At 42.2% G+C, this 22,158-nt stretch carries 21 protein-coding genes and 1 other RNA gene; 20 read left to right on the top strand and 2 right to left on the bottom strand.

Features of this window, described 5'->3' with window-relative positions:
• The first annotated feature begins 122 nt into the window (after positions 1 to 122).
• Positions 123 to 329 carry a cold-shock protein gene (locus ABN702_RS07305; protein ID WP_204414551.1) on the top strand — a complete coding sequence of 69 codons (207 nt, stop codon included), beginning with the start codon at positions 123 to 125 and terminating at the stop codon, positions 327 to 329.
• A 71-nt stretch (positions 330 to 400) separates the two neighbouring features.
• Here the strand turns inward: ABN702_RS07305 and ABN702_RS07310 are convergent, their stop codons facing one another.
• Entirely contained in the window at positions 401 to 1,363 is a 963-nt protein-coding gene (locus ABN702_RS07310; RefSeq protein ID WP_417900057.1) for a cation diffusion facilitator family transporter, read from the bottom strand.
• Between the two features lie 229 nt (positions 1,364 to 1,592).
• On the opposite strand from ABN702_RS07310, the gene ABN702_RS07315 reads away from it, so the two are divergent.
• The 11 genes from ABN702_RS07315 (at position 1,593) to ABN702_RS07365 (ending at position 13,088) form a co-directional block, all read left to right on the top strand.
• A complete protein-coding gene (locus tag ABN702_RS07315) occupies positions 1,593 to 3,857 on the top strand; it encodes a DEAD/DEAH box helicase (protein WP_417900058.1) in 2,265 nt (754 codons plus the stop codon).
• An 11-nt stretch (positions 3,858 to 3,868) separates the two neighbouring features.
• Positions 3,869 to 5,125, top strand: a complete 1,257-nt coding sequence (locus tag ABN702_RS07320) for a ribonuclease H-like domain-containing protein (RefSeq protein WP_417900059.1) — start codon at positions 3,869 to 3,871, stop codon at positions 5,123 to 5,125.
• A 340-nt stretch (positions 5,126 to 5,465) separates the two neighbouring features.
• Positions 5,466 to 5,870, top strand: a complete 405-nt coding sequence (locus tag ABN702_RS07325) for a CotD family spore coat protein (protein WP_417900060.1) — start codon at positions 5,466 to 5,468, stop codon at positions 5,868 to 5,870.
• A gap of 151 nt (positions 5,871 to 6,021) precedes the next feature.
• Complete coding sequence (locus ABN702_RS07330; protein ID WP_417900061.1) at positions 6,022 to 6,588, top strand: DUF1273 domain-containing protein; 567 nt, start codon at positions 6,022 to 6,024, stop codon at positions 6,586 to 6,588.
• A 133-nt stretch (positions 6,589 to 6,721) separates the two neighbouring features.
• Positions 6,722 to 7,027, top strand: coding sequence for a cell division regulator GpsB (gene gpsB, locus ABN702_RS07335; RefSeq protein WP_417900062.1), 306 nt, complete (start codon positions 6,722 to 6,724; stop codon positions 7,025 to 7,027).
• Between the two features lie 62 nt (positions 7,028 to 7,089).
• An RNA gene (gene rnpB / locus ABN702_RS07340) (RNase P RNA component class B) lies at positions 7,090 to 7,479 on the top strand.
• Positions 7,480 to 7,647: 168 nt separating this feature from the next.
• Complete coding sequence (locus ABN702_RS07345; RefSeq protein WP_417900063.1) at positions 7,648 to 8,793, top strand: THUMP domain-containing class I SAM-dependent RNA methyltransferase; 1,146 nt, start codon at positions 7,648 to 7,650, stop codon at positions 8,791 to 8,793.
• 53 nt (positions 8,794 to 8,846) lie between these two features.
• Complete coding sequence (locus ABN702_RS07350; RefSeq protein WP_417900064.1) at positions 8,847 to 9,050, top strand: hypothetical protein; 204 nt, start codon at positions 8,847 to 8,849, stop codon at positions 9,048 to 9,050.
• A 97-nt stretch (positions 9,051 to 9,147) separates the two neighbouring features.
• A complete protein-coding gene (locus ABN702_RS07355) occupies positions 9,148 to 9,339 on the top strand; it encodes a hypothetical protein (RefSeq protein WP_417900065.1) in 192 nt (63 codons plus the stop codon).
• A gap of 145 nt (positions 9,340 to 9,484) precedes the next feature.
• Complete coding sequence (locus tag ABN702_RS07360) at positions 9,485 to 11,425, top strand: ATP-dependent DNA helicase (protein WP_417900066.1); 1,941 nt, start codon at positions 9,485 to 9,487, stop codon at positions 11,423 to 11,425.
• Positions 11,426 to 11,573: 148 nt separating this feature from the next.
• On the top strand, positions 11,574 to 13,088 hold the full coding sequence (locus ABN702_RS07365) for a carboxypeptidase M32 (RefSeq protein ID WP_417900067.1): 1,515 nt from the start codon (positions 11,574 to 11,576) through the stop codon (positions 13,086 to 13,088).
• A gap of 117 nt (positions 13,089 to 13,205) precedes the next feature.
• Here ABN702_RS07365 and ABN702_RS07370 read toward each other — a convergent pair whose 3' ends face one another.
• Positions 13,206 to 13,664 (bottom strand): chemotaxis protein CheX, encoded by a 459-nt coding sequence (locus ABN702_RS07370; protein WP_417900068.1) that lies wholly within the window; start codon positions 13,662 to 13,664, stop codon positions 13,206 to 13,208.
• A gap of 165 nt (positions 13,665 to 13,829) precedes the next feature.
• Between ABN702_RS07370 and ABN702_RS07375 the strand changes: the two genes are divergently transcribed.
• The 8 genes from ABN702_RS07375 (at position 13,830) to ABN702_RS07410 (ending at position 22,127) form a co-directional block, all read left to right on the top strand.
• The gene (locus tag ABN702_RS07375; RefSeq protein WP_417900069.1) at positions 13,830 to 14,360 is read left to right on the top strand and encodes a GNAT family N-acetyltransferase; all 531 of its coding nucleotides are present in this window, start codon (positions 13,830 to 13,832) and stop codon (positions 14,358 to 14,360) included.
• A gap of 201 nt (positions 14,361 to 14,561) precedes the next feature.
• Entirely contained in the window at positions 14,562 to 15,641 is a 1,080-nt protein-coding gene (locus ABN702_RS07380) for a type III polyketide synthase (RefSeq protein ID WP_417900070.1), read from the top strand.
• Positions 15,642 to 15,645: 4 nt separating this feature from the next.
• On the top strand, positions 15,646 to 16,197 hold the full coding sequence (locus tag ABN702_RS07385; RefSeq protein ID WP_417900071.1) for an isoprenylcysteine carboxyl methyltransferase family protein: 552 nt from the start codon (positions 15,646 to 15,648) through the stop codon (positions 16,195 to 16,197).
• Between the two features lie 400 nt (positions 16,198 to 16,597).
• Positions 16,598 to 20,290: a dynamin family protein gene (locus tag ABN702_RS07390; RefSeq protein ID WP_417900072.1), complete on the top strand. Its 3,693-nt coding sequence runs from the start codon at positions 16,598 to 16,600 to the stop codon at positions 20,288 to 20,290.
• A 1-nt stretch (position 20,291) separates the two neighbouring features.
• Positions 20,292 to 21,023, top strand: a complete 732-nt coding sequence (locus tag ABN702_RS07395) for a DNA polymerase beta superfamily protein (RefSeq protein ID WP_417900073.1) — start codon at positions 20,292 to 20,294, stop codon at positions 21,021 to 21,023.
• Positions 21,024 to 21,036: 13 nt separating this feature from the next.
• A complete protein-coding gene (locus ABN702_RS07400) occupies positions 21,037 to 21,249 on the top strand; it encodes a hypothetical protein (RefSeq protein WP_417900074.1) in 213 nt (70 codons plus the stop codon).
• The gene (locus ABN702_RS07405; protein ID WP_417900075.1) at positions 21,236 to 21,490 is read left to right on the top strand and encodes a YpbS family protein; all 255 of its coding nucleotides are present in this window, start codon (positions 21,236 to 21,238) and stop codon (positions 21,488 to 21,490) included. The genes ABN702_RS07400 and ABN702_RS07405 overlap by 14 nt, the downstream gene beginning before the upstream one ends.
• A gap of 16 nt (positions 21,491 to 21,506) precedes the next feature.
• Positions 21,507 to 22,127, top strand: coding sequence for a sulfurtransferase (locus tag ABN702_RS07410; protein WP_417900076.1), 621 nt, complete (start codon positions 21,507 to 21,509; stop codon positions 22,125 to 22,127).
• Positions 22,128 to 22,158: the final 31 nt, after the last annotated feature.

The raw sequence follows: 22,158 nt of genomic DNA on the forward strand, positions 1-22,158 counted from the left end.
TGGCTTCATCTTTTTTAATCATTTTAAAAAATAATATTATTTTTTCCTCGTATTTTGGAATACTAAAAGTATATTAGTGTGGATGTAGTTTGCCCCACCTCAAAAGATAGGAGAGTGGCACTATGGCGTTTGGAAGAAGAGAAGTAGAGGAAATCGTAACAGACGAAACAAAGATTTGGGTTTGTGAATCGGAAGACTGCAAAGGTTGGATGAGAGACAACTTCAAAAGCAGTGAAACACCTTCTTGTCCTTTGTGTAAAAGCGGGATGAAAGAGTCCACTAAAGTTTTGGCAGTCATAAATAACTATAGTCAAAATCAGAAAATGTAAATATGGTTCAACCAAAATAACCATGCCTTAAAGGAGGCATGGTTATTTTAATGTGTTGCCAGTTCATGAGGTTAAATTTTACCCTTATCCCAGGTGACAACGCCATCACTTTCCAGAATTCCAAGAACGACATCCCCAATATCCGGATCTGTATATAGCAGGTCTCTTACCCTGAACTTAATATCATCGGCATCCGCCAGTGTGAAGCCTTCACGAAGCTCTATGTAGCTTTCCACATGATATTTACGGCCTTCCTGAAGAATTCGTATATTCTTGATGTCCACTACATCGGGATCGGAAAGAATCATGTCGACAATACGTGTCTCTACTTCTTTCGGTGCTGCAACTCCGATCAGGCCAATCGTATTTTCATATCCTATTTTTAAAGCGATGCCTATCAATAGTATACCTATCAGAATCGTTCCAACTCCATCAAGAAAGTACAGACCAGTGAAGTGCGCAATCATAATCGTTACCAGAGCTAACGCAGCTCCAAATGTTGCGATAATATCCTCATAGAAAACAAGTCTGGTAGGGGGGGAAGCAAGACGAACATTTTTGAACGCTCCAATCAACACACCGCCGCCACTGTTTTCCGTTCTCGTTTCTTTCGCAATTTCCTTCGCTGCTTTAATCAAGACGAGTCCGTCAATCAAGACAGCTATAATCAAAATGACACTGTTCAAAATGATGTTTGTGGATTCTTTTGGATGAACAATAAGCTCCCATCCCTTAATTATCGTTTCATACGCCATAATCGAGATGACGATTACAGCGACTAATACAAATAGGTTAACAACACGTCCGAAACCTGTTGGGAACCTTTTGGTTGGTGCTTTCTCCGCTAGCGCACTCCCTAAAAAGACAAAACCTTGATTAGTGGCATCCGCCAAGGAGTGGAAAGTGGTGGCAAGCATGGTTCCGCTGCCGCTATAAATTGCCGCGATCCCCTTGATGATTGCCAGCACCGTGTTTGCAAGAGCCGCAATCCCGGAGGATTTATTTCCTTTTTTTAATAGTTGAAAAAAACTCATACCATCACCCTCACATATGACCTATTTTATTCTTTTGCCTATACCCCAAAAAATATGTAAACAAATCCCTCCATCCAAAATTCTAAGTATTTTTTCATTATATAGTAGAAGGGAATATTTTGGTAAGTGATATATGTGAAATGATTTCATAAATTAACCAATTCTCCCCCCTTTACGAAGCGAACGCCTATTCGCTAAAATAGAAGGTAGATAATGAGGTGAAGGAAACATGTGGAGAAAATCAATTCATGAAGTAATAGATTGGATGAAAACGGAGGAATCGATCGCTCAAAATATCGTTCATTGGGAAACAGTTCCGCCAAAGGAAGCGCAATCGGTGTCATTTCCGGAAGAAATAGATGACAGGCTTCGCAATGCATTAACCAGCAGAGGAATATCAAGTCTTTATACCCATCAAGCAGCAGCCTTTGAAGCGGCTATACATAAAAAGCATTTTGTAGCTGTTACACCAACGGCCTCTGGCAAGACGCTCTGCTACAATCTGCCTGTTCTTCAGAAAATCATCGCCAATAAGGAAAGCAGGGCACTTTATCTTTTTCCGACAAAAGCTCTGGCGCAGGACCAGATGAGCGAGCTGAATGAAATCATTACGCAAATGGGTGTTCCTATCAACAGTTACACCTACGATGGGGATACGGCTCCGGCCATCCGGCAGAAGGTGCGAAAAGCTGGCCATGTCGTAATCACGAATCCTGATATGCTTCATTCTGCCATCCTGCCACATCATACGAAATGGGTGTCCTTGTTCGAAAACCTCGAGTACATCGTTATTGATGAACTGCATACGTACCGCGGTGTTTTTGGGAGCCATGTAGCCAATGTCATTCGCAGGTTAAAACGGATTTGCCGTTTCTACGGGAGCAATCCGACCTTCATCTGTACGTCCGCCACAATAGCCAACCCAAAGGAACTGGCAGAGGAGCTTACAGGGGAGCAATTTGAGCTGATAAGTAATAATGGGGCCCCTTCTAGTAAAAAGCATATCGTTTTTTATAATCCGCCAATCGTCAACAAACCGTTGAATATTCGCCGGAGTGCCACGCTCGAAGTAAGGAAACTTGCAAGCGAATTCCTACAGGAAAAGATCCAGACGATTGTTTTCGCGAAGAGTAGAGTGAGAGTGGAAATCCTCTTGACCTATCTGCAGAATCTAGTGAAAAACCAGCTAGGCAAAAAGTCGATCCAGGGCTATCGTGGAGGATACCTGCCAACTCAAAGGCGTGAGATTGAAAAAGGTTTGAGAAACGGGGAAATTTATGGGGTCGTCAGTACCAATGCACTTGAACTAGGTGTGGACATCGGTCAGCTTCAGGTATGTATCATGACCGGCTATCCCGGGACCATTGCGAGCGCCTGGCAGCAGGCTGGCAGGGCTGGGAGAAGGCAAGGGGAGGCTGTCATTGTCATGGTTGCAAGTTCCAGCCCTCTTGATCAGTACGTCATCCAGCATCCGGAATTTTTCCTGAAAAGCAGTCCAGAGTCAGCCAGAATCAATCCGAACAATCTTGTCATACTAGTCGATCATATCAAATGCGCTGCTTATGAACTTCCATTTAAAAAAGGGGATACCTTTGATGGGGTTGAGCTGGAAGACATCCTTGACTATCTGACGGAGGAGAGGGTGCTTCATGAAAATGGAGGGAAGTGGCATTGGATGAACGATGCATTTCCTGCACATAACATCAGCCTGCGCTCCGCCTCCCAGGAAAATGTCATCATCATTGATCAGACGGTGGAGCCTGCCAACAAAGTGATCGGAGAGATGGACCGCTTCAGTGCGATGACACTATTGCATGATGAAGCCATCTATCTGCATCAGGGCATCCAATATCAGGTGGAAAAGCTGGATTGGGAAGAAAAAAAAGCTTTTGTCAGAGAAGTGAATGTAGACTACTTTACAGATGCGAACCTTGCTGTCTCCCTTGATGTTCTCGAGGTCGACAAACAGAGGAACTACCCAGCAGGAGCGGTATCCTTTGGAGATGTATCCGTTAAAGCGATGGCGACCATTTTCAAAAAGATTAAATTCGAGACACATGAGAATATTGGTTCCGGACCGATCCATCTTCCTGAAGAAGAGCTCCATACCAATGCTACGTGGATCTCCCTTGAGGAGAATATTACGGAAGCTCTTGGTGCAGATGAACTCGAAAAAAGCCTAATTGGGCTTTCCCATGCCCTTAAAGCTGTCGCACCGCTTCTACTCATGTGCGAACCGATGGACCTTCAAGTCGTACCACAGGTAAAATCAACTCATGATGAAAAGCCGGTCATCTATTTCTATGACCGCTATCCTGGTGGTGTCGGATTAAGCGAGAAAGCTTATGAAAAAGTGGGGGAGCTTTTTGATAGAGCGAGCGAGCTTATTGGAAACTGTCCTTGCAAGAATGGCTGTCCTTCATGCATTGGTGCCGATTATGCAATGGATGACACGAAAAAACTATCATTACAACTACTACAGCAACTTGTATAAAGGAGTAAAACATGTCTTTAAAAAACAAATTAAACAGAATGAAAAATCATCTCCAGACAGGGAAGCAAGTAGTGGAAACAATAAAGGAAGAAAGTATTCCTCCTGCATCCACCAGCGAATCAATACCTAATGCTGACGAATGGGGGGCCTATGGTGCGGTGCCGTTTCATTTTCACGAGGAGTATTGCCTGATCCGTGAAGTGGAGTATCCGCTCGATTACAAGCATGGGCATTATACCCTGGGTGAAATCCTCCCTGTAATGGATCAATGGCAAAAAGATAATACAGAACATCCACTATCAGCCAAAGGTCATCAGTGTAAGGACTTGTTCTTTTTTGATACGGAAACTACAGGACTTAGCGGGGGAGCAGGAACCACAATTTTCCTTCTGGGATATGCCAGGGTGCATGAGGATAAAGTGGTGGTCAGACAGCATCTTCTTCCTGCGCCGGGAAATGAGGTTGCCCTCTACCAGAGCTTCCTTCAGGAGGTAGATTATACCACACTAGTCACTTATAACGGGAAAGCGTTTGACTGGCCACAAGTCAAAACAAGGCACACGCTTGTAAGGGAACACGTCCCTAAACTCCCACTGTTCGGCCATTTCGATCTTTTGCATGCTTCTAGGCGATTATGGAAGAATACTATGGAGTCTATTCGGTTAGTGAACGTTGAGAAAGAGATACTAGGCATCAAACGAGAAAATGATATTCCGGGTTTCCTCGCACCGATGATCTATTTCGACTTTGTAAAGACGCATGAAATGGAGGGGATCAAGGGCGTGCTGAAGCACAATGAATGGGATGTACTCACCCTTATCACCCTGTATATTCATCTCTCAAAACTATTACAGTCGGATTCTGAAATACGCAATGAAAAAGAGGAATTTGAAGTAGGAAGATGGTTCGATTCGCTTGGCGAAAAAAAGATTGCTACAAGGATATATGAAAATATTGTCGAACAATCCTGGGGAGCTTCCTATAAATTGGGACTCATCAAAAAGCGGGAAGCAAGTTACGATGAAGCGAAAGAGCTGTTCCTGCAATCATTTGGCAATAAAGAAAATCCGAAAAAGGAAGAAGCGGCCATCGAACTATCGATGCTTCTCGAACATAAAGAAAAAGATTATTCAGCCGCACTTTTTTATGCAGAACAAGCCTTTGATTCATGGAAGGAAAAACAGCTTATGTTGCGCAATAGGGAAGGCAAGAATAGTGACAAATATATGAAAAGGATAGAGAGGCTGAAAAGGAAACTAGAAGCCTGAAATATATTTCGTATTTTGTCAAATAATCGCATGATTTGTATTGTCAACGTAACATTTACCATGTAAAATTAAATATTGTGATTTACTATTAAACAAAGGAAAAGCATGGGAGAGAGAGCGTTGTCAAGATTAATTTTGTGTTTGTTTTTTGTTGTTATCGGTCTGACACTTTTTGTATTTTCGAATCTTAAAGAAGATATCTACACGATTTTGCTATAATTTTCATAGGCAAACGGGTATATCTCCGTAAAATAGGTGTTTGTATTAGTACATGTATCACCCTTCTTTCATAGTTTGTTAATGTAAAGAGAAAAACAAAAAATGAAAGGAGATCATAAGTATGTACAACTGCAGACCAAACATGATGGGACCAATCGTTCATCCTACTAAATGTTGTGTAAAGAACTTACAATCCGTAAATGAGGTTACTCACATTCACCCTTCTCACACAACATATGTTAATAACCAAATGTTCCAGCATAAGCATTACTTCCCACACACTGAATCAATGGTTGACTCAGTTTCACACCAAAACTTCAACTGTGGTCCTGGAGCGCCTGGCATGGGTCAAGGAGGACCTGGTCAAGTAATGGGGGCATACCAAGGTCCTGGTGGAATGCCTGGAGGTCAAGTATTGGGAGCATCACAAGGTCCTGGTATGGGCTATGGCGGCGGAATGCCTGGTGGCCCTGGAATGGGTTACGGCGGCGGAATGCCTGGGCATTGCAAACCATACGGAAGATAAACCCGTATTGACAAGTCAAAAAAATACGTTACTCTGATTATATAAAGGAACTGGTGAGAAGCCAGTTCTTTTTCTTTTTAATAATTATTCAAATAATCTTAGTTCTTGCGCTTTTGTGCGTACATATCTATTATTAACTTATGAGGTGTCTATGAAAGTACTCGTCCTGACAGGTTATAAATCGCATGAACTGCAAGTGTTTAAAAAGAATGATCCAGCTGTACGCTATATTAAAAAAGCCATCCAAAAACGGATTGTCTCTTTACTGGAAGAGGGACATGAGTTAGAATGGATTGTCATCAGTGGTCAGTTGGGGGTTGAGCTATGGGGAGCGGAAGTGGTCTATGAGCTTCAAACAACCTATCCCGACCTGAAACTTGCAGTATTTACTCCATTTCTTTCACAGGAAGAAAATTGGAGTGAATCCAACAAAGAGCATTATGAGCTGATTATGTCTCAAGCCGATCATATTGATTCGATTACCAAAAAAAAGTACGAATCGCCTCTTCAGCTTCGCATGAAAAACCAGTTTCTTATTGATAAGTCGGATGGCTTATTGGTGGTTTATGATGAAGAGAGGCCGGGTAATCCTCAATATATGATTGAAATGGCCAAAAGGAAAGCGGCCGAGCAATCCTATCCGATATTCATGATTGATGACTATGAGCTTCAATTGGTGGTTGAGGAAGAACAATTTAATGCACAACATGATTGGTAACTGACTAATAAAAATTTGCCGAAATCATATTTATAAAAATTATCCAAATACTATTAAAGAGAAATTGACAAGTGCCCCTTTTTTTGAAAAAATAATAAGATAAATGTGGCACTAGCATTGAGGTGAGGAACTTATGCTATCTGATAAAATCAAATTGACAGCAAAAGAAATTTTGGAAAAAGAATTTAAAGCAGGCATGAGAGGCTATAAGGCTGAGGATGTTGATAAGTTTTTGGATGTTGTGATCAAGGACTATGAAACATTCTATCAGGAATATGACCTTCTGATGCAAGAAAACGCACGATTGAAACGACAAGTGGAGGAAGCGGGCAAAAAACCGCAACAGAGCTCAAGCAACACAGGCTCCACGAACTTTGACATCCTTCGTAGGCTCTCCAATCTGGAGAAGCATGTATTCGGCAGCAAGTTATACGAATAACAGTATTTTACAGTTGCATTAATCATTCAGATTTACTATACTATATCTTGCTGACATCAATAGTGATTGGGTAACCGCTACAGTTTATCTGTAGAGGAAAGTCCATGCTCGCACAGGCTGTGATGCCTGTAGTGTTCGTGCCTAGCGAAAAAATAAGCTAGGGTAGTCTGGTATTTACTGGGCTAACGGCAGGGAAAGCACCTAAGTCGAGAGATATGGTGTGAATACCTTGAAAGTGCCACAGTGACGTAGTCCGGCAAGAAATTGCAGGAGTGGAACGCGGTAAACCCCTCGAGCGAGAAACCCAAACAATGGTAGGGGCACCTTCTCTATGGAATCCGAACGAATGAGAAGGACAGATAATCTTATATTATCTGTAGACAGATGGTTACCACCTGAGTACAAGGAGCAATCCGTTTGCAGTACAAAGGAACAGAACATGGCTTACAGATCGCTATTGATTGGATGTCGCATGATTATGATGTAGATTTTAGAATAAGCTCTCCTGATCCCAGGAGAGCTTTTGTATTAAGAAAAGGCCCTTTTATAGAGGCTTGTCTGATAGAATATTGGCTACAATAGATTACATACATATTTGCTTAAAAGGTTAGGGTGACAAGATGAAAAACAAATTTAAATTAATTGCAACTGCTGCAATGGGACTGGAATCCCTAGTGGCAAAAGAAGTGAAGGATCTGGGATACGATTGCACTGTAGATAATGGAAAGGTCATCTTCTACGGGGATGCACTTGCCATCTGCCGTGCAAACCTGTGGCTTAGAACAGCCGACCGCATCAAAGTGGTGGTTGGGGAATTTAAAGCGACTACATTTGACCAGCTTTTTGAACAAACAAAAGCATTGCCATGGGGAGATTACCTCCCAGAGGATGCGGAATTTCCTGTTATCGGGAAATCAGTGAAATCACAGCTTTCCAGTGTGCCGGATTGTCAGGCAATCGTGAAAAAGGCGGTAGTGAACAAAATCAAGCAGCATTATAATATTCAATCCGACTGGCTGGATGAAAAAGGCGCTGTCTATAAAATTGAGGTGGCGATCCTAAAGGATAATGTCCAGCTCACCATCGATGCATCGGGAATTGGGTTGCATAAACGTGGCTATCGCGCAGACCAAGGGGAGGCACCTTTAAAAGAAACGTTGGCTGCAGCCTTGGTGATGTTAACCAACTGGACTCCTGATAAGCCATTTGCCGATCCTTTCTGCGGCTCTGGTACTATTGCCATTGAAGCAGCCATGATAGGACAGAATATCGCTCCGGGCTTCAACAGGGATTTCGTCTCTGAGGACTGGCACTGGATTGGCGATGCACTATGGGAAAGAGCCCGTCAAGAAGTGGAAGAGAAAGCAAACTATGATCAGCCTTTGGACATTTCCGGATATGATATTGACCATCGCATGATTTCCATAGCGAAGGAAAATGCTTTTGAAGCGGGGCTTGGGGAACTGATCTCATTCAAACAGATGCAGGTATCTGATTTCACAACGAAAAAAGAGTACGGAGTCATAGTCGGAAATCCTCCTTACGGTGAGCGACTTGGTGAACGTCCTGAGGTGGAGAAGATGTACCGCGACATGGGTAAAGCCTTTAAAGAACTGGATACATGGTCCATTTATATTCTTACATCCCATGAAGGGTTTGAGAGTTTTTTCGGGAGAAAGGCTACGAAAAAAAGAAAACTGTTCAACGGATTCATCAAAACAGACTATTACCAATATTGGGGCAAGCGTCCCCCTAGAAACGTCTAAGAATTGTTTATCAACCGAGCTCCCAGGGAAATGGTTACAAAGGAGTGATTTCGGTGACAAACAAAAGAAAAGAAAAAGAGCTTTTGGAAAGAAATGAAAAAGAAAAAGCCTTCAAGGAAAACGAAAAAAAGCAGAAAAGGCGTGACCAGCTGGTGATGCCGATTGACGAATTGCCCTTGGAGGACATCAAGTACGAAGCTGAAGAAGAGAAAAAGAAAAAAGACTCAAAAGAAGATTCCAGCAGTGAGGAACAGTGAGCGTAGGGCTTGTACAATAATCTGCTGAGACAACGTATATTAATACGAAACTGGGCATAGAATACTTCTATCAGTAGTAAGGATGGAGGGGATTTCTATGCCTTTGCATGTAAATGATTTTATGAAAATTTCAAAAGCGCTCGAGAGCAGCTATCAAAGTCTCGCCAATGAGAACCTGCTCGAAGGTGAATGTGTGGAGCGTATGAGGGCTGCACGCGAGGAATATATGAAAGCCATGCTGCACGCGTCCTATGTGGATGAGAGCATGATTCATATAATGAAAGGCTGAAAAGTTTCCCTTTAAAGGAAGGGGAACTTTTTATTTTGGATAAAAAGCTTGACAAAACCCGCTATTTTTTCAATAATGTTCAGATGCAAACTTTTTTGTGACGGAAACTTTTCATGATGCAAATTTTTTCACGGAGGTACATAATATGAACAATCGTCTGCCTTTTACAATGAACAAGGGTGATTCTTTTTTTGATCGTTTGAACGAATGGATCGGGGATGTATTTTATGACATTCTGCCGGAAGCAGGGTTTGAACTTCGTGATGAGCAAATCTTTATGGCATTTCAACTAGAACGGGCATTCAAGGAAAAGAAGGTCATTTTCTCTGAAGCAGGTGTAGGAACAGGGAAGACGATGGTGTATCTTTTATATGCGATCTGTTATGCAAGATATATGGGCAAGCCTGCCATTATCACCTGTGCAGACGAATCCTTAATCGAACAGCTGGTAAAAAAGGAAGGCGATATTGCCAAGCTTTCCAACATTCTGGATGTAACATTTGACGTAAGATTGGCAAAATCACCAGACCAGTATCTTTGTTTAAATAAATTGGATCATGCTTTAAATACGTACGACATTGATAATATTGATGAAGTGTTTGATTCTTTGCCGAAATTCGTAAACAAAACAGCTCCGATGCAATCCTTTCATCCTTATGGAGATAGAAAGGACTATTCCAAACTGAATGATGACGAGTGGGGTCTCATCGGCTGGGATAGCTTTCAGGATTGTTTCAGCTGTGAAAAGCGCCATCGATGTGGACAAACCTTATCCAGGGACCACTATCGTAAATCGACTGACCTGATTATCTGCTCCCACGACTTTTACATGGAACACGTATGGACGGTGGATAAAAGGAAGCGGGAAGGACAGCTTCCATTATTACCTGAAGCATCAACGGTTGTCTTTGATGAAGGGCATCTATTGGAATACGCTGCCCAAAAAGCGCTTACTTACAAAATCAAAAAGCATATGGTAGAAGAGCTGCTTACAAGACTATTAGGAAACGACCTTAGGGAAGAGTTCGTCCTGCTTGTGGAGGATGCACTGGAAGCCAATGACCTTTTCTTTGAAACTCTAGAAGACAACCTAAGCTCCGTTGATGGTTCAGACAGAAAAGATATCAAAATGGATCAAGCTTTAGTGGGTGTTGCAAAAAAACTACTGGCAAAAGTGGAGGAAATCGGAAATCAATTGGTGTTTGAAGGGGAACTTCATACCGTGGACCATTACCAGCTTCATATTGTAGAGGAGTATCTGGATTCCATCGAGTACCTTTTGAAATTGCTTCTATCACAGGAAGATGTGATTGCATGGGCCGAGCAGGCAAAAAATGATTTGACATTGGTTGTCATGCCTAAAACGGTGGAAGAAGTATTGAAGGAGAATGTATTCTCTAAAAAAATACCATTTGTATTCTCTTCGGCAACACTATCGGACAACAATTCCTTTGATTATCTTGCGACCTCTCTCGGTATCAGTGACTATCTATCGTTCTCTATTAATTCACCATTTGACTATGATGAAAAAATGAGACTGAGATTGGCAGTACTGGACAACGACGAAGTCGGATTCAGCAAGAAATATCACGCGACGATGGAAGCGATCAACCGTACCGAAGGCAGTGCGCTTGTATTGTTTTCAACCAAGCGTGAGCTGCAGCAATTCAAGGATAGAAATGCGCAGAATTCAGCTTACCGCTTCCTTTATGAAGGGGAACAGGAAATAAGTGTACTTGTTTCCGAATTCCAAAACGATGAAAAATCGGTTCTGTGTGCCTATCACCTATGGGAAGGGCTCGATATTCCAGGTCCATCCCTATCCAATGTAGTGATCTGGTCCCTGCCATTTCCTCCGAATGATCCCGTTTTTGCTGCAAAGCGCAAAGGACTCGAGGATCCGTACATGCAGTTGGACGTACCCTATATGCTTCTTCGCCTAAGACAGGGAATAGGAAGGCTGATTCGTTCATCTGAGGACCAAGGGGAAATAACCATCTTCCTGCCAACAAATTTACCAAATCAGGTAAGGGACAAGCTAGAAACGGTTCTTCCTACAGTGCCTGTTACAACATCGCAAGGCTGAATATGACAATGAGATGCTCCGAGCACACTAAGCTCGGAGCATTTTTCTGTTTAACTCAGAAAACCAGAATGGCCAGAAATGTGTTGCCAACTAGTAAGAAAATTGTGTATTCTTAAACTTAGTCTAGGATATGTTGGGGGATAGAAGCATGATAGAGACAAAAGATTTGGAAAAGCAATATTTGGAATATATGACGAAGATGGAAAGCTATAAAGAAGCACTTTCCCTTATTTTCTGGGATTTACGCACCGGTGCGCCGAAAAAAGGAGTGGACCGCCGTTCTGATGTAATCGGGGTATTATCTGCTGAGGTATTCAACATGTCAACTTCAGAGGAGATGGCTGCCTACCTGGCACAGCTTCTGCAGGAAGATGTGTTTCAGTCATTAAACGATGTAACCAAGGCATCCTTACTGGAAACGAAAAAGAACTATGACCAAAATAAAAAGATCCCTGCCAAAGAATATCAGGATTATGTGGTGCTAAGCACCAAGGCGGAATCCGTGTGGGAAGAGGCAAAAGCCAAGTCCGATTTTGCCATGCTTCAGCCTTATCTGGAGAAGTTGGTGGAATACAATAAAAAATTCATCGATTATTGGGGCTATGATAATAATAAGTATAACACCCTTTTGGATCTGTATGAACCAGGTGTGACGGTAGCTATGTTGGATGAGGTTTTTGGAAGGCTCAAAGACCGTATTGTTCCACTTGTAAAGGCTATTCAGAATTCAAAGGTTCAGCCAAGGTCATCCGAATTGCTTGTTCCATTTTCCAAAGAAAATCAGCAAAGTTTCAGTCTCGAGGTTTTAAAGGAACTCAAATATGATTTTGACGCGGGAAGATTGGATGAAACCGTTCATCCATTTGCGATCGGTCTTAACCCTGGTGATGTGCGTGTGACGACAAAGTACGATGAACAGGACTTCCGGACAGCTGTTTTTGGTACTATCCACGAGTGTGGTCATGCCCTGTATGAACAGAACATCTCAACAGATTTGGTTGGAACAGGCCTTTGCACAGGAACCTCGATGGGAATCCATGAGTCCCAATCTCTGTTTTATGAAAACTTTGTAGGCCGTAACGAATCATTCTGGAAACGACATTATAAAACGCTTCAACGTTATGCAAACGGTGCTTTTGACTCTTTGAGCATGGAGGATTTCTATCTGGCCATCAATGAAGCGAAACCTTCCTTGATCAGGATTGAAGCGGATGAGCTTACTTACGCTCTACATATAATGATACGCTATGAACTGGAGAAAGCATTATTCAATGACGAGCTGGAAGTGAAGGACCTTCCGAAGGCCTGGGATGAGAAGTATGAAAGCTATCTGGGCATTACCCCTCCAAACGATGCCAAAGGGGTACTACAGGATGTTCACTGGTCAGGTGGAAGCTTCGGCTACTTCCCGTCCTATGCGTTAGGATACATGTATGCGGCCCAATTCAAGCAAGCGATGTTAAAGGACCTTCCGAACTTTGATGAACTGCTTGAAAAGGGGGAGCTTGATTCCATAAAAGGCTGGCTAACGGAAAAAGTGCATCAGCATGGAAAAATGAAAAAACCGCTGGAGATTCTGAAAGAGGTAACAGGTGAAGAACTGAACATAGACTATTTGATCGAATACCTGGAAGAAAAGTATAAAGGGATTTATCAGCTGTAATATAATTGCCAATTGATTAGAGGCCTCCTTAAAAGGGGGGCTTTTTTTGCGGCAAAATTCTTTGACTTCCACATCAAAAAAAGAAGCCCTATATTGGACTTCAACAGTATGAATAAATTATGATGCATTTTCTAATTCTACAATTATTTGCATTTCACCGTTGTCCTTTAAGTAAAGGGGAGAATGCAGTCGGTGGTGCTGATGAAATTCAGTTTGCTGTTCAATCAAAACATTGGGAGGGGTAATATCCATATTAAGACCACTTTGAGCAATGTTCGAGGAGAGGGTGCCGGCGATCATGTTGCCAAGCTCGCCTGTAAAGGATTGAAGCATTTCACCTTCCAATTCCATGCCGAACATCATGGCACCAATATGCTGGAATACTGTACGTTCTCCTTGGATGATAAGTTGACCTCTGATGTCTCCAGTTAAGACGATCAGGACACCTAATGCCACGTTTGTAAGATTTTCTGTATGCAGACTTGGCTGTTCAAACGTGAAGTCTATAGGAATGACCGATTTGACTGAATCGATAGTCCTGTTGAAAACTTGGGTTAAGCTCTCTGCGGGGGACATATAGCACCTCCTGAAACTGAAGTATCTAGTACTTTTTTATCATATCATATTATTTATTAGATTTTTCAACAGATTTCAACATTTTGTTTAGAAACCCTCATTTGTTGAACAATAAGATTGGATGTATTAACATGAGTTACTCAAGAATGAATAGTGGAGGTTCGTATGTTCGATTTATTGTTAGAGTTCACGGCCAAGGATGGTTCCACAGTAAAGCTGAGGCCTGTGAAAGAGGAAGATGCAGAGGATATTGTAAAAGCGGTAGAGAGCATTATTGCTGCCGGTGAGTTTATACAGAAAGAGGCGCCACGCACTGTCGAAGAGGAGAAGGCTTTTATAAGGGAAATGCAGCAGAAAGGAAATATGTATCTGGGAGCGGAATGGAATGGCCGGGTGGTAGGCATCGCGCGGGTAATCAGGGGAGAGCTTCAGATGAAGAAGCATACAGGAATCTTCCGTACATGGCTTGCGCGGGAAGCACAAGGGCTGGGCATTGGGAAGAAAATCATGGATTATACAGATATGTGGTGTGAGCAGCATATAAGAAAGCTGTCGCTGACCGTGTTTTCTTCCAATGAGGTGGCGTACCAATTATACAGGAAATATGGTTTCCATGAAGAAGGCAATCAAAAGGAACAGGCTTTTATCAATGGAGAATATGTAGATGAGCTTTGGATGGCCAAATTCTATAAATAGTAGATTGCAAATAATTAACAATGCTATCTCACCTATTTTTCGTTATAATAATAATGCACAACACAACAACTCCTTTAAAACGAATTGCGCTTTCCCTTTTTGAGGGAAAGCCTTTTTTATTCCCTTGAAATACCATTTTCTGCATATTATTATACGATTTGGCAATAGTAAAAATACCAAATTCAAGAGGTGTGTCACACTATGCCAAAAATACTTTCAGTAGGAACCGCCATACCAATATATCCGATTTCGCAGGATACGGCTGTGGAATTTGCCAAAGAGCTTTTTGAAGGATCATTCAAGGATATCAATCGGCTACTGACGGTTTTCCAGAACGGGCAGATAGAGAAAAGGCATTTTGCAAGAGATGTGGAATGGTTCCGTACCCAGCATACCTTTGAGGAAAGAAATAATATTTATATGGAAGAGGCGGTTGCTTATGGTGTGCATGCCATTAAAGCTTGTCTATCCAACAATGTTACCCTCAAAAGTACGGTTCCCTATGAAGAGATAGAGGCGATTTTCTACATATCCACAACAGGCATGTCCACACCAAGTATCGAAGCTCGAATTATGAATAAGCTTCCGTTTTCCCCTTATACGAAGAGAATTCCAATTTGGGGTTTGGGATGTGCCGGTGGCGCTGCAGGATTATCGAGAGCCTATGAGTATTGCTTGGCGTTTCCAGATGCAAAGGTATTGGTACTAAGTGTGGAGCTATGCAGTCTCACCTTTCAGAAGAACGACCACTCAAAAAGCAATCTTGTCGGTACCTCTTTATTTGCTGATGGAATTGCTTGTGTACTGGTAGCTGGGGATGGAGTTGCTGTTGATGATTATCACTCCTATCCAACAATACTTGGAAGTCAATCCACTCTCATGAAGGATTCTGAGGACGTGATGGGCTGGGAAATCAAAAATGAAGGCCTATACGTCGTATTTTCGCGTGACATCCCAAATATTATCGAGAGTTGGCTTGCTCCGAATGTCAAACGCTTCCTTGATCAGCAACGTATAAGCATCAATGAAATTGAACACTTTGTCTTTCATCCAGGAGGAAAAAAAGTGTTGGAGGCCTATAAGGAATGCCTGGGTGTCCCTGAAGGAAAACTGGAAACTTCCTTGAGGGTGCTGAAGGATTATGGTAATATGTCGTCCGCAACCGTACTATACGTATTAAAAGAGATCATGGAAAATGAAGCGGAAAAAGGGCATTTAGGTATAGCTGGCGCACTTGGACCAGGCTTCAGCTCGGAACTGCTATTGCTGAAATGGGAGTGAAAAAATGTTCTTTCTTTTTTATTTGTTCCTAGTCTGCCAGCGATTGCTGGAACTGGGGATTGCCAAGAGAAATGAAAGCTTGATGAAGGAAAGGGGGGCAGTGGAATTCGGCCAGGAGCATTATAGGTACATGGTGAGCTTGCATGTCGCTTTTTTACTTAGCTTTCTTTTAGAGGTGGTCCTTCTGTCAAAGGAAATAAGTCCCTTATGGACAGTCCTCTTCTCCTTATTTATTGGGGCACAGATAATGAGAGTTTGGGCCATCACAACTCTTGGGCAGTTCTGGAATACAAAAATAATCATTTTGCTAGATGCCGATGTGGTAAAAAAGGGACCCTACAGGTTTTTCAGGCATCCAAATTATCTAGTTGTTTCCCTGGAGATCATCGTCATACCGTTGCTATTTCAGGCCTACATCACAGCCTTCATCTTCACCATCCTCAATGCCTGGATGCTATCAGTCCGAATTCCCTTGGAAGAAAAAGCCCTGAATAAAACAACCAGCGACTATTCAAACTATGCTCAAGAGAAAAGCAGGTTTACACCAAAAATATGAATATTAGTAATGATAGTCATTGTCAATTGGGCGATAACCTGATATGATGGTGATAACAATTATCAGTATCAATCATCAGTATCAATCAATATCAACTTAAGGGATGGTGGAAGCATGACACTACTATTTGTAGGAACAACAATCGTTGCCTATTCCATTTTAATGAAAGTAGTTCTCAAACATACATGTGAGCCGAAACTTGCTAAATAAACATACATAACAAGACCTAATGCGAAGAGCAATGGGTCTTGTTTTTTTGTGTATATGTACGTCATCTGTAGGATTGACATAGTTTATGGAATAAAACGTCTTTCATTTTAATTAAGAATATAGGAAAACACAGCGAATTCAAGTAAAATAGAATAATCAGGCATTAAATGACATCCAAGGGGACTTATATATGGGAATTAATAAACCGATTGAACGAAAAACAGCATCATATAAAGAGCTGTTGGCAAAAACAAATCATATTCTTGAACAACTACATACATCCGGTGACAAACAAAGCGCAAAGAAGGTTGCAGAGCTGTCCAAAAAGATCATGGACGAAAATCTGACCATTGCATTCTGTGGACATTTTTCAGCAGGAAAATCCACATTCATCAATGAAATCCTACAGGAATCCCTATTGCCGGCGAGTCCGATACCCACCTCAGCCAATGTGGTGAAAATACAAAAGGGGATGGAAATGGCACGTGTATATTTCTTTGAAGGAAAATCATTGGAAATCCTGCCGCCGGTTTCATTTGAAAACGTAAAGGCATATTGCAAAGACGGAGATCATGTAGAATCTGTAGCCTACCAATTCCCTTTTACTAATCTTCCGGAGGACTTGATTGTTCTAGATACACCTGGCGTGGATTCGACCGATGATGCCCACCGTGTATCCACAGAGTCGGCGTTGCATCTTGCAGACGTTATTTTCTATGTGATGGATTATAATCACGTTCAGTCCGAAGTGAACTTGAAATTCATCAAAGAACTGCAGGATCAGGAAAAAAGGATTTACCTTGTCGTGAATCAGATTGACAAGCACAGAGAAGAGGAAATACCTTTTGGGACCTACCAAAAAAGAATCCAGGACTCCTTCGAAGACTGGGGTATCGAACCTGTCAGCCTATATTTCACCAGTTTAAAAGTTCCTGAACATCCATTGAATGATGTAACCATTGTGAAGGAAACGATCCAGCTATTGCGCGAAGACAAAATGGACATTTTGCCAATAACCGTGGAAAACGCAATCCATCATATTTTGGAGGAACATAGAAATTGGCTCTTTCAAGAGAACGAAGAAACACTCTATAATCTCAACCAGCGGATTCGGGAGAGCGACCTGTCTACAGAGGAAGTAAAGGAACGCCTTCAGGTCAAAAAAGCAGAATGGGCCGCTATGGAAGCCCAAGGTAAAAAAGTAAAGGAGGAATTTATTCAACAAAACAATCAATTGTTGGAGAATGCAAATATCACCCCTTTTGAAATGAGGGAGCTTGCTGGAAGATATCTGGAATCCATGCAAAAAGGGTTCAGGGTTGGATTGCTGTTTAGCAGCAAAAAGACCGTAGAGGAGCAACAAACCCGTCTTGATACTTTCGTTTCTGACCTGGAGAAGCGTGTCAAAACCCAGATTGAGAAATTCGTTCACGATCTTGTCATAAATTTTCTAAAAGATAATGATTTATATAAGGCGGATCTTTTTGAGGAAGTTCAAAACATAACCGTCCAAATTGACAGTCGGCTTGTTGCATCCCATGTAAAACAGGGGGCGGGTACAACAGGGGACGCAGTGCTGCATTATACAAAGGAACTGGCACAATCCATAAAGAGCAACTATCGAAAACAGGCATTGTCATTTATGGAGAAAACCTTTGAAAAACTTGATGCCCTTTATAAAGAAAAAAATGAAAACATGCTTCTGGAAATAAATGATCTCGAATCCTTAAATCATGCCAACGACGAAATACTTTCGATAAATCGCCTTATTGAGGAAAAGATGGACAGATTCCAGTCCATCCTTTATCAGGGCCAGTATATCGTGAATAGCGACAATCAGGGTGAATCGTTGGTGGATAGCTATGTAAACAGGACATATAAACGTGTTAAGGGTTCCGATTTGGAAAAAGTCCAACTTTATCAAGGAAAGGCAATTGATGAAGAACATGTCAACATCAATCAAACGCTTCAAGAGGTAGAGGACCCTAAGGAAACGGCAAAAGTACTGGAACAGGCTGCAAGTTACCTTCACAATCTGGAAGGTTTTCAATCAGTTGTACAAGATCTTAAAAACAAGCAGAAGAAATTGGAGAACCAATCCTTTACAGTTGCACTTTTCGGTGCTTTCAGTGCAGGAAAGTCTTCCTTTGCCAATGCGTTGCTGGGAGAATATATCCTACCGGTTTCACCTAACCCGACTACTGCATCCATCAACAAAATTTCACCGGTAACGAAGGACTGTCCTCATGGAACAGTTTCCGTGCAGATGAAATCAAGGGAACAGATATTACAGGATGTCCAACAGGCACTGAACGTTTTTAAGACGCACATAACAACCCTGGAGGAAGCGAAAGAAAGCATTTCAACAATCATTCAGAAAAATGCGCATCTTGAATTGGACGCAAGCAAAAAGCCACATTTCCACTTCCTGAAGGCTTTTTCGTCCGGTTGGGCACAGATGGGGCCGCAGCTGGACTCTAGGCTTACCGTTTCTTTGGATGATTTCCCATCGTATGTGGCTGATGAGGAAAAATCGTGCTTTGTGGAATGGATCGAGGTTCATTACGACTGTGCCTTAACGAGAGAAGGCCTGACACTTGTCGATACACCAGGTGCCGATTCAATCAATGCCAGACATACAGATGTGGCATTTGAATATATTAAAAATGCAGATGCCATCCTGTTTGTCACCTACTATCAGCATGCTTTTTCGAAAGCGGACCGTGAATTCCTTATCCAGCTTGGCCGGGTAAAAGATGCATTTTCGATGGATAAGATGTTTTTCCTTGTCAATGCAGCAGACCTTGCCCAAAGCCGAGAGGAGCTCACTTTGGTAACTGACTATGTAGAAGAGCAGTTGCTGACGTATGGAATCAGGAATCCAAGGCTGTTTCCTGTATCAAGTCTTCTTGCATTAAAAGAAAAAGAAGGGAAGCCTTTTACGCATGCTTTCATGGAAAGCTCCATGATGGGGGAATTTGAGGACTCCTTTAATGGGTTCATCCAATCAGACCTTATCAGCATGAGCATTCGTTCCGCCAGACAGGAAATAAACCGTGCGGTCGGACTTTTGGAAAACTATCTGAATGAAGCGAAGCTGGGAAAAGAAGAGAAAGCAGAAAAAAGGGCTGTCTATCTTCGGAATAAAAGCCAAATCCAGAAATGGATCGCCGATTATTCCATCGACAGTTTTCAAACACTACTGACAAAAGAAATCAGTGAATTGCTGTATTATGTGAAACACCGCACCTTATTGCGCTTTAACGACTTTTTCAGGGAAGCCTTCAATCCGTCGGTATTAAAAGAGGATGGAAGAAATATGAAAGAACAGCTCAACCAATCGTTAAGAGAGTTTCACGGAGATATATCCCACAATCTTTCCCAGGAGGTCCGTGCTACCACTGTGAGAATAGAAAATTACATCAAGAATGCAATGGGGACCTGGCAAAATGAAGTGGAGAGCCATGCTCAAAAAACAGAAAAGCAACTATCCTTCTCATCATTTGAATTAGATAACCTGAAGGATGTAAAAGTGGAAAATCATTTCCCTGCTTTTTCTGCCAAGGTTGAAAAACAGGCAATCGGATTTTTCCGTAATTCAAAAGCCTTTTTTGAAAAAAATGAAAAGCAGAAATTAAGCGATTACCTGGAAGAGCAAACTGCACCTCTGATGGATCATTTTACAAAAGAGAATGAAAAAGAACTCGCCAGCCATTATCAGGCGGAACTTGAAAACAGCTTTGCCCGGGTCAAAGCGGATCTCGGTCAGCAGTTGGAGGATTTCTACCTCGGTATGCAAAATGCATTAAGTGAAGAGATTAATACGGTTGCACTTGAGGGGGTCTATCATAAAATTTCCGAACTGAACCGTAAGGAGATTTAGTATGAGGGAATCGATTCTCGCAATTTTGAGCAAGTTGGAAGACGATTATGAGGTTAGAATTTTATATGCATGCGAAGCTGGAAGCCGGTCCTATGGGGTGGAAAACGAGAAAAGCGACTATGATATCAGGTTCATCTATATCGCTCCCCTCCGGCGGTATCTCAGCATAATCCCTGTAGATGACACAATCAGCTATAAACAGGGGGAGTGGGATATCCAGGGGTGGGATATTCAAAAAGCATTAAGGCTGGCACTTAAATCGAATCCATCCCTATATGAATGGGCTCATTCTCCCGTTTTCTACATGAAGGACGAGGAACTGACAGATAAGCTGCGTACCCTTGCACAAAAGGAATTTTCGAAAAGGACGCTTGTGGCTCATTATACTAATATGGCGAAGCGGAATTTACGAGCATTCGAGGAAAAGGGTGCCCCCTCCTCTCTGTATCAGGGACTAAGAGCGTCACTAATGGCGGAAAACTTGTCTATGGATGGTGTTGCAGCGACCATCCTGATGACGGAATTGATCGCAGAGAGCATCCATTTCTCCCATCATGATCTAAAAAATGTACTGGATCTAAAGAATAAGGCTACAAATCAAAGCTTTAACGGATTGCTCGGAAAAATTAGAGCATGTATCGAGCAGGCTCAACAACAGGAGACAAGATTGCCCCATACCAAACCGGACATAAATGGAATACAGGAATTATTTTTCCGCAAACTCGGCATATGAGGGGGCAATAATAGTGACAAAAACAAATCGATTTCATGCTTGTGCCACCTGTCAGCACTATCAAGTACTCAAACTGCCCGAGCGCAATGTCTACCGATGCAGCAGACTGGGCTTTGAAACAAAGCCTCATTTTGCATTTAATTGTTGGCAGCCAAAGGATAAAGTACTACAATTAATGAAAAAACAAGGAATTAGAGTGGAGGATCACACCAATGAGCGTACATAAACAAATTAGTGAGCATTCAAGAAAGCAGAATCAGATTGTTTCAACATTTTTGAAACTGGAACAGCAAAGAGAGAATTTCATAGAAGAAGCAATCGTTCTCTGCAAGCAAAAAAAGCCTTTTACAACCGATAAAATCAATCAGGTTACCAAGCAGATCAATGAACTGGCACGTAAAGGAATAGCACCTCAAAGAATGCTTGTCACAAAGGAAATGGTGGAGGAGTTTGTTTCTCGCAGCTAAAAGCGGAGGGGATTAAATGAACAATATCGTGGAACCCGGATGGGCAAATGAAAACATCGATGATCTTCTTATCATCGATTGCCGATTTTATTTACAGGACCCGTTTAAAGGAAGACAGGAGTATAGAAACGACCATATACCTGGTGCCCACCATTTTGATCTTGATCTTGATCTTTCCGGGCCAAAAGAGCAGCACGGAGGCAGGCATCCTTTGCCACCATTGGAAAAGCTTCAAGAAAAATTGGAAGCAGTGGGAGCGACAAACGAGAAGACGATTCTGCTGTATGATGCACAGAATGGTGCCATGGCCTCCCGTCTCTGGTGGCTTCTAACCTACATGGGGCATAGTAGGACCTTTCTTCTTAATGGCGGCTATGACAGTTGGAAGCGTAAGGGGTATCCTGTGACTGATGCCTTGCCGGATGTGACACAAAAAGGGCATTTCCAACTCGATTTGCAGCAGGATATGGTAGCGACTGCCCATGAAATATTTGCGAAACTCCCAAGCATTGAAAAGGGAGACCGCTATTTGATCGACTCCCGGGAGGAGAAGCGGTATCTTGGAATCGAAGAACCGATTGACCATAAATCGGGCCATATTCCCGGTGCACGCAACTTTTTCTGGGGGACAATCTGAAAGGCGATGAGTGGAAGAATCTGAACGCTTT

The organism is Bacillus haimaensis (assembly GCF_048270625.1).
GTDB classification, from domain to species: Bacteria; Bacillota; Bacilli; order Bacillales; family Bacillaceae_I; genus Sutcliffiella_A; species Sutcliffiella_A haimaensis.

Bases quoted from the DNA above. Each gene is read 5' to 3' on its own strand.
- ABN702_RS07345 (WP_417900063.1), top strand. From the start codon at position 7,648: ATGAAAAACAAATTTAAATTAATTGCAACTGCTGCAATGGGACTGGAA.
- ABN702_RS07395 (WP_417900073.1), top strand. From the start codon at position 20,292: ATGAGGGAATCGATTCTCGCAATTTTGAGCAAGTTGGAAGACGATTAT.
- ABN702_RS07380 (WP_417900070.1), top strand. From the start codon at position 14,562: ATGCCAAAAATACTTTCAGTAGGAACCGCCATACCAATATATCCGATT.
- ABN702_RS07355 (WP_417900065.1), top strand. From the start codon at position 9,148: ATGCCTTTGCATGTAAATGATTTTATGAAAATTTCAAAAGCGCTCGAG.
- ABN702_RS07405 (WP_417900075.1), top strand. From the start codon at position 21,236: ATGAGCGTACATAAACAAATTAGTGAGCATTCAAGAAAGCAGAATCAG.
- ABN702_RS07365 (WP_417900067.1), top strand. From the start codon at position 11,574: ATGATAGAGACAAAAGATTTGGAAAAGCAATATTTGGAATATATGACG.
- ABN702_RS07390 (WP_417900072.1), top strand. From the start codon at position 16,598: ATGGGAATTAATAAACCGATTGAACGAAAAACAGCATCATATAAAGAG.
- ABN702_RS07360 (WP_417900066.1), top strand. From the start codon at position 9,485: ATGAACAATCGTCTGCCTTTTACAATGAACAAGGGTGATTCTTTTTTT.
- ABN702_RS07410 (WP_417900076.1), top strand. From the start codon at position 21,507: ATGAACAATATCGTGGAACCCGGATGGGCAAATGAAAACATCGATGAT.
- ABN702_RS07310 (WP_417900057.1), bottom strand. From the start codon at position 1,363: ATGAGTTTTTTTCAACTATTAAAAAAAGGAAATAAATCCTCCGGGATT.
- ABN702_RS07320 (WP_417900059.1), top strand. From the start codon at position 3,869: ATGTCTTTAAAAAACAAATTAAACAGAATGAAAAATCATCTCCAGACA.
- ABN702_RS07305 (WP_204414551.1), top strand. From the start codon at position 123: ATGGCGTTTGGAAGAAGAGAAGTAGAGGAAATCGTAACAGACGAAACA.
- ABN702_RS07330 (WP_417900061.1), top strand. From the start codon at position 6,022: ATGAAAGTACTCGTCCTGACAGGTTATAAATCGCATGAACTGCAAGTG.
- ABN702_RS07385 (WP_417900071.1), top strand. From the start codon at position 15,646: ATGTTCTTTCTTTTTTATTTGTTCCTAGTCTGCCAGCGATTGCTGGAA.
- ABN702_RS07315 (WP_417900058.1), top strand. From the start codon at position 1,593: ATGTGGAGAAAATCAATTCATGAAGTAATAGATTGGATGAAAACGGAG.
- ABN702_RS07325 (WP_417900060.1), top strand. From the start codon at position 5,466: ATGTACAACTGCAGACCAAACATGATGGGACCAATCGTTCATCCTACT.
- gpsB (WP_417900062.1), top strand. From the start codon at position 6,722: ATGCTATCTGATAAAATCAAATTGACAGCAAAAGAAATTTTGGAAAAA.
- ABN702_RS07370 (WP_417900068.1), bottom strand. From the start codon at position 13,664: ATGTCCCCCGCAGAGAGCTTAACCCAAGTTTTCAACAGGACTATCGAT.
- ABN702_RS07375 (WP_417900069.1), top strand. From the start codon at position 13,830: ATGTTCGATTTATTGTTAGAGTTCACGGCCAAGGATGGTTCCACAGTA.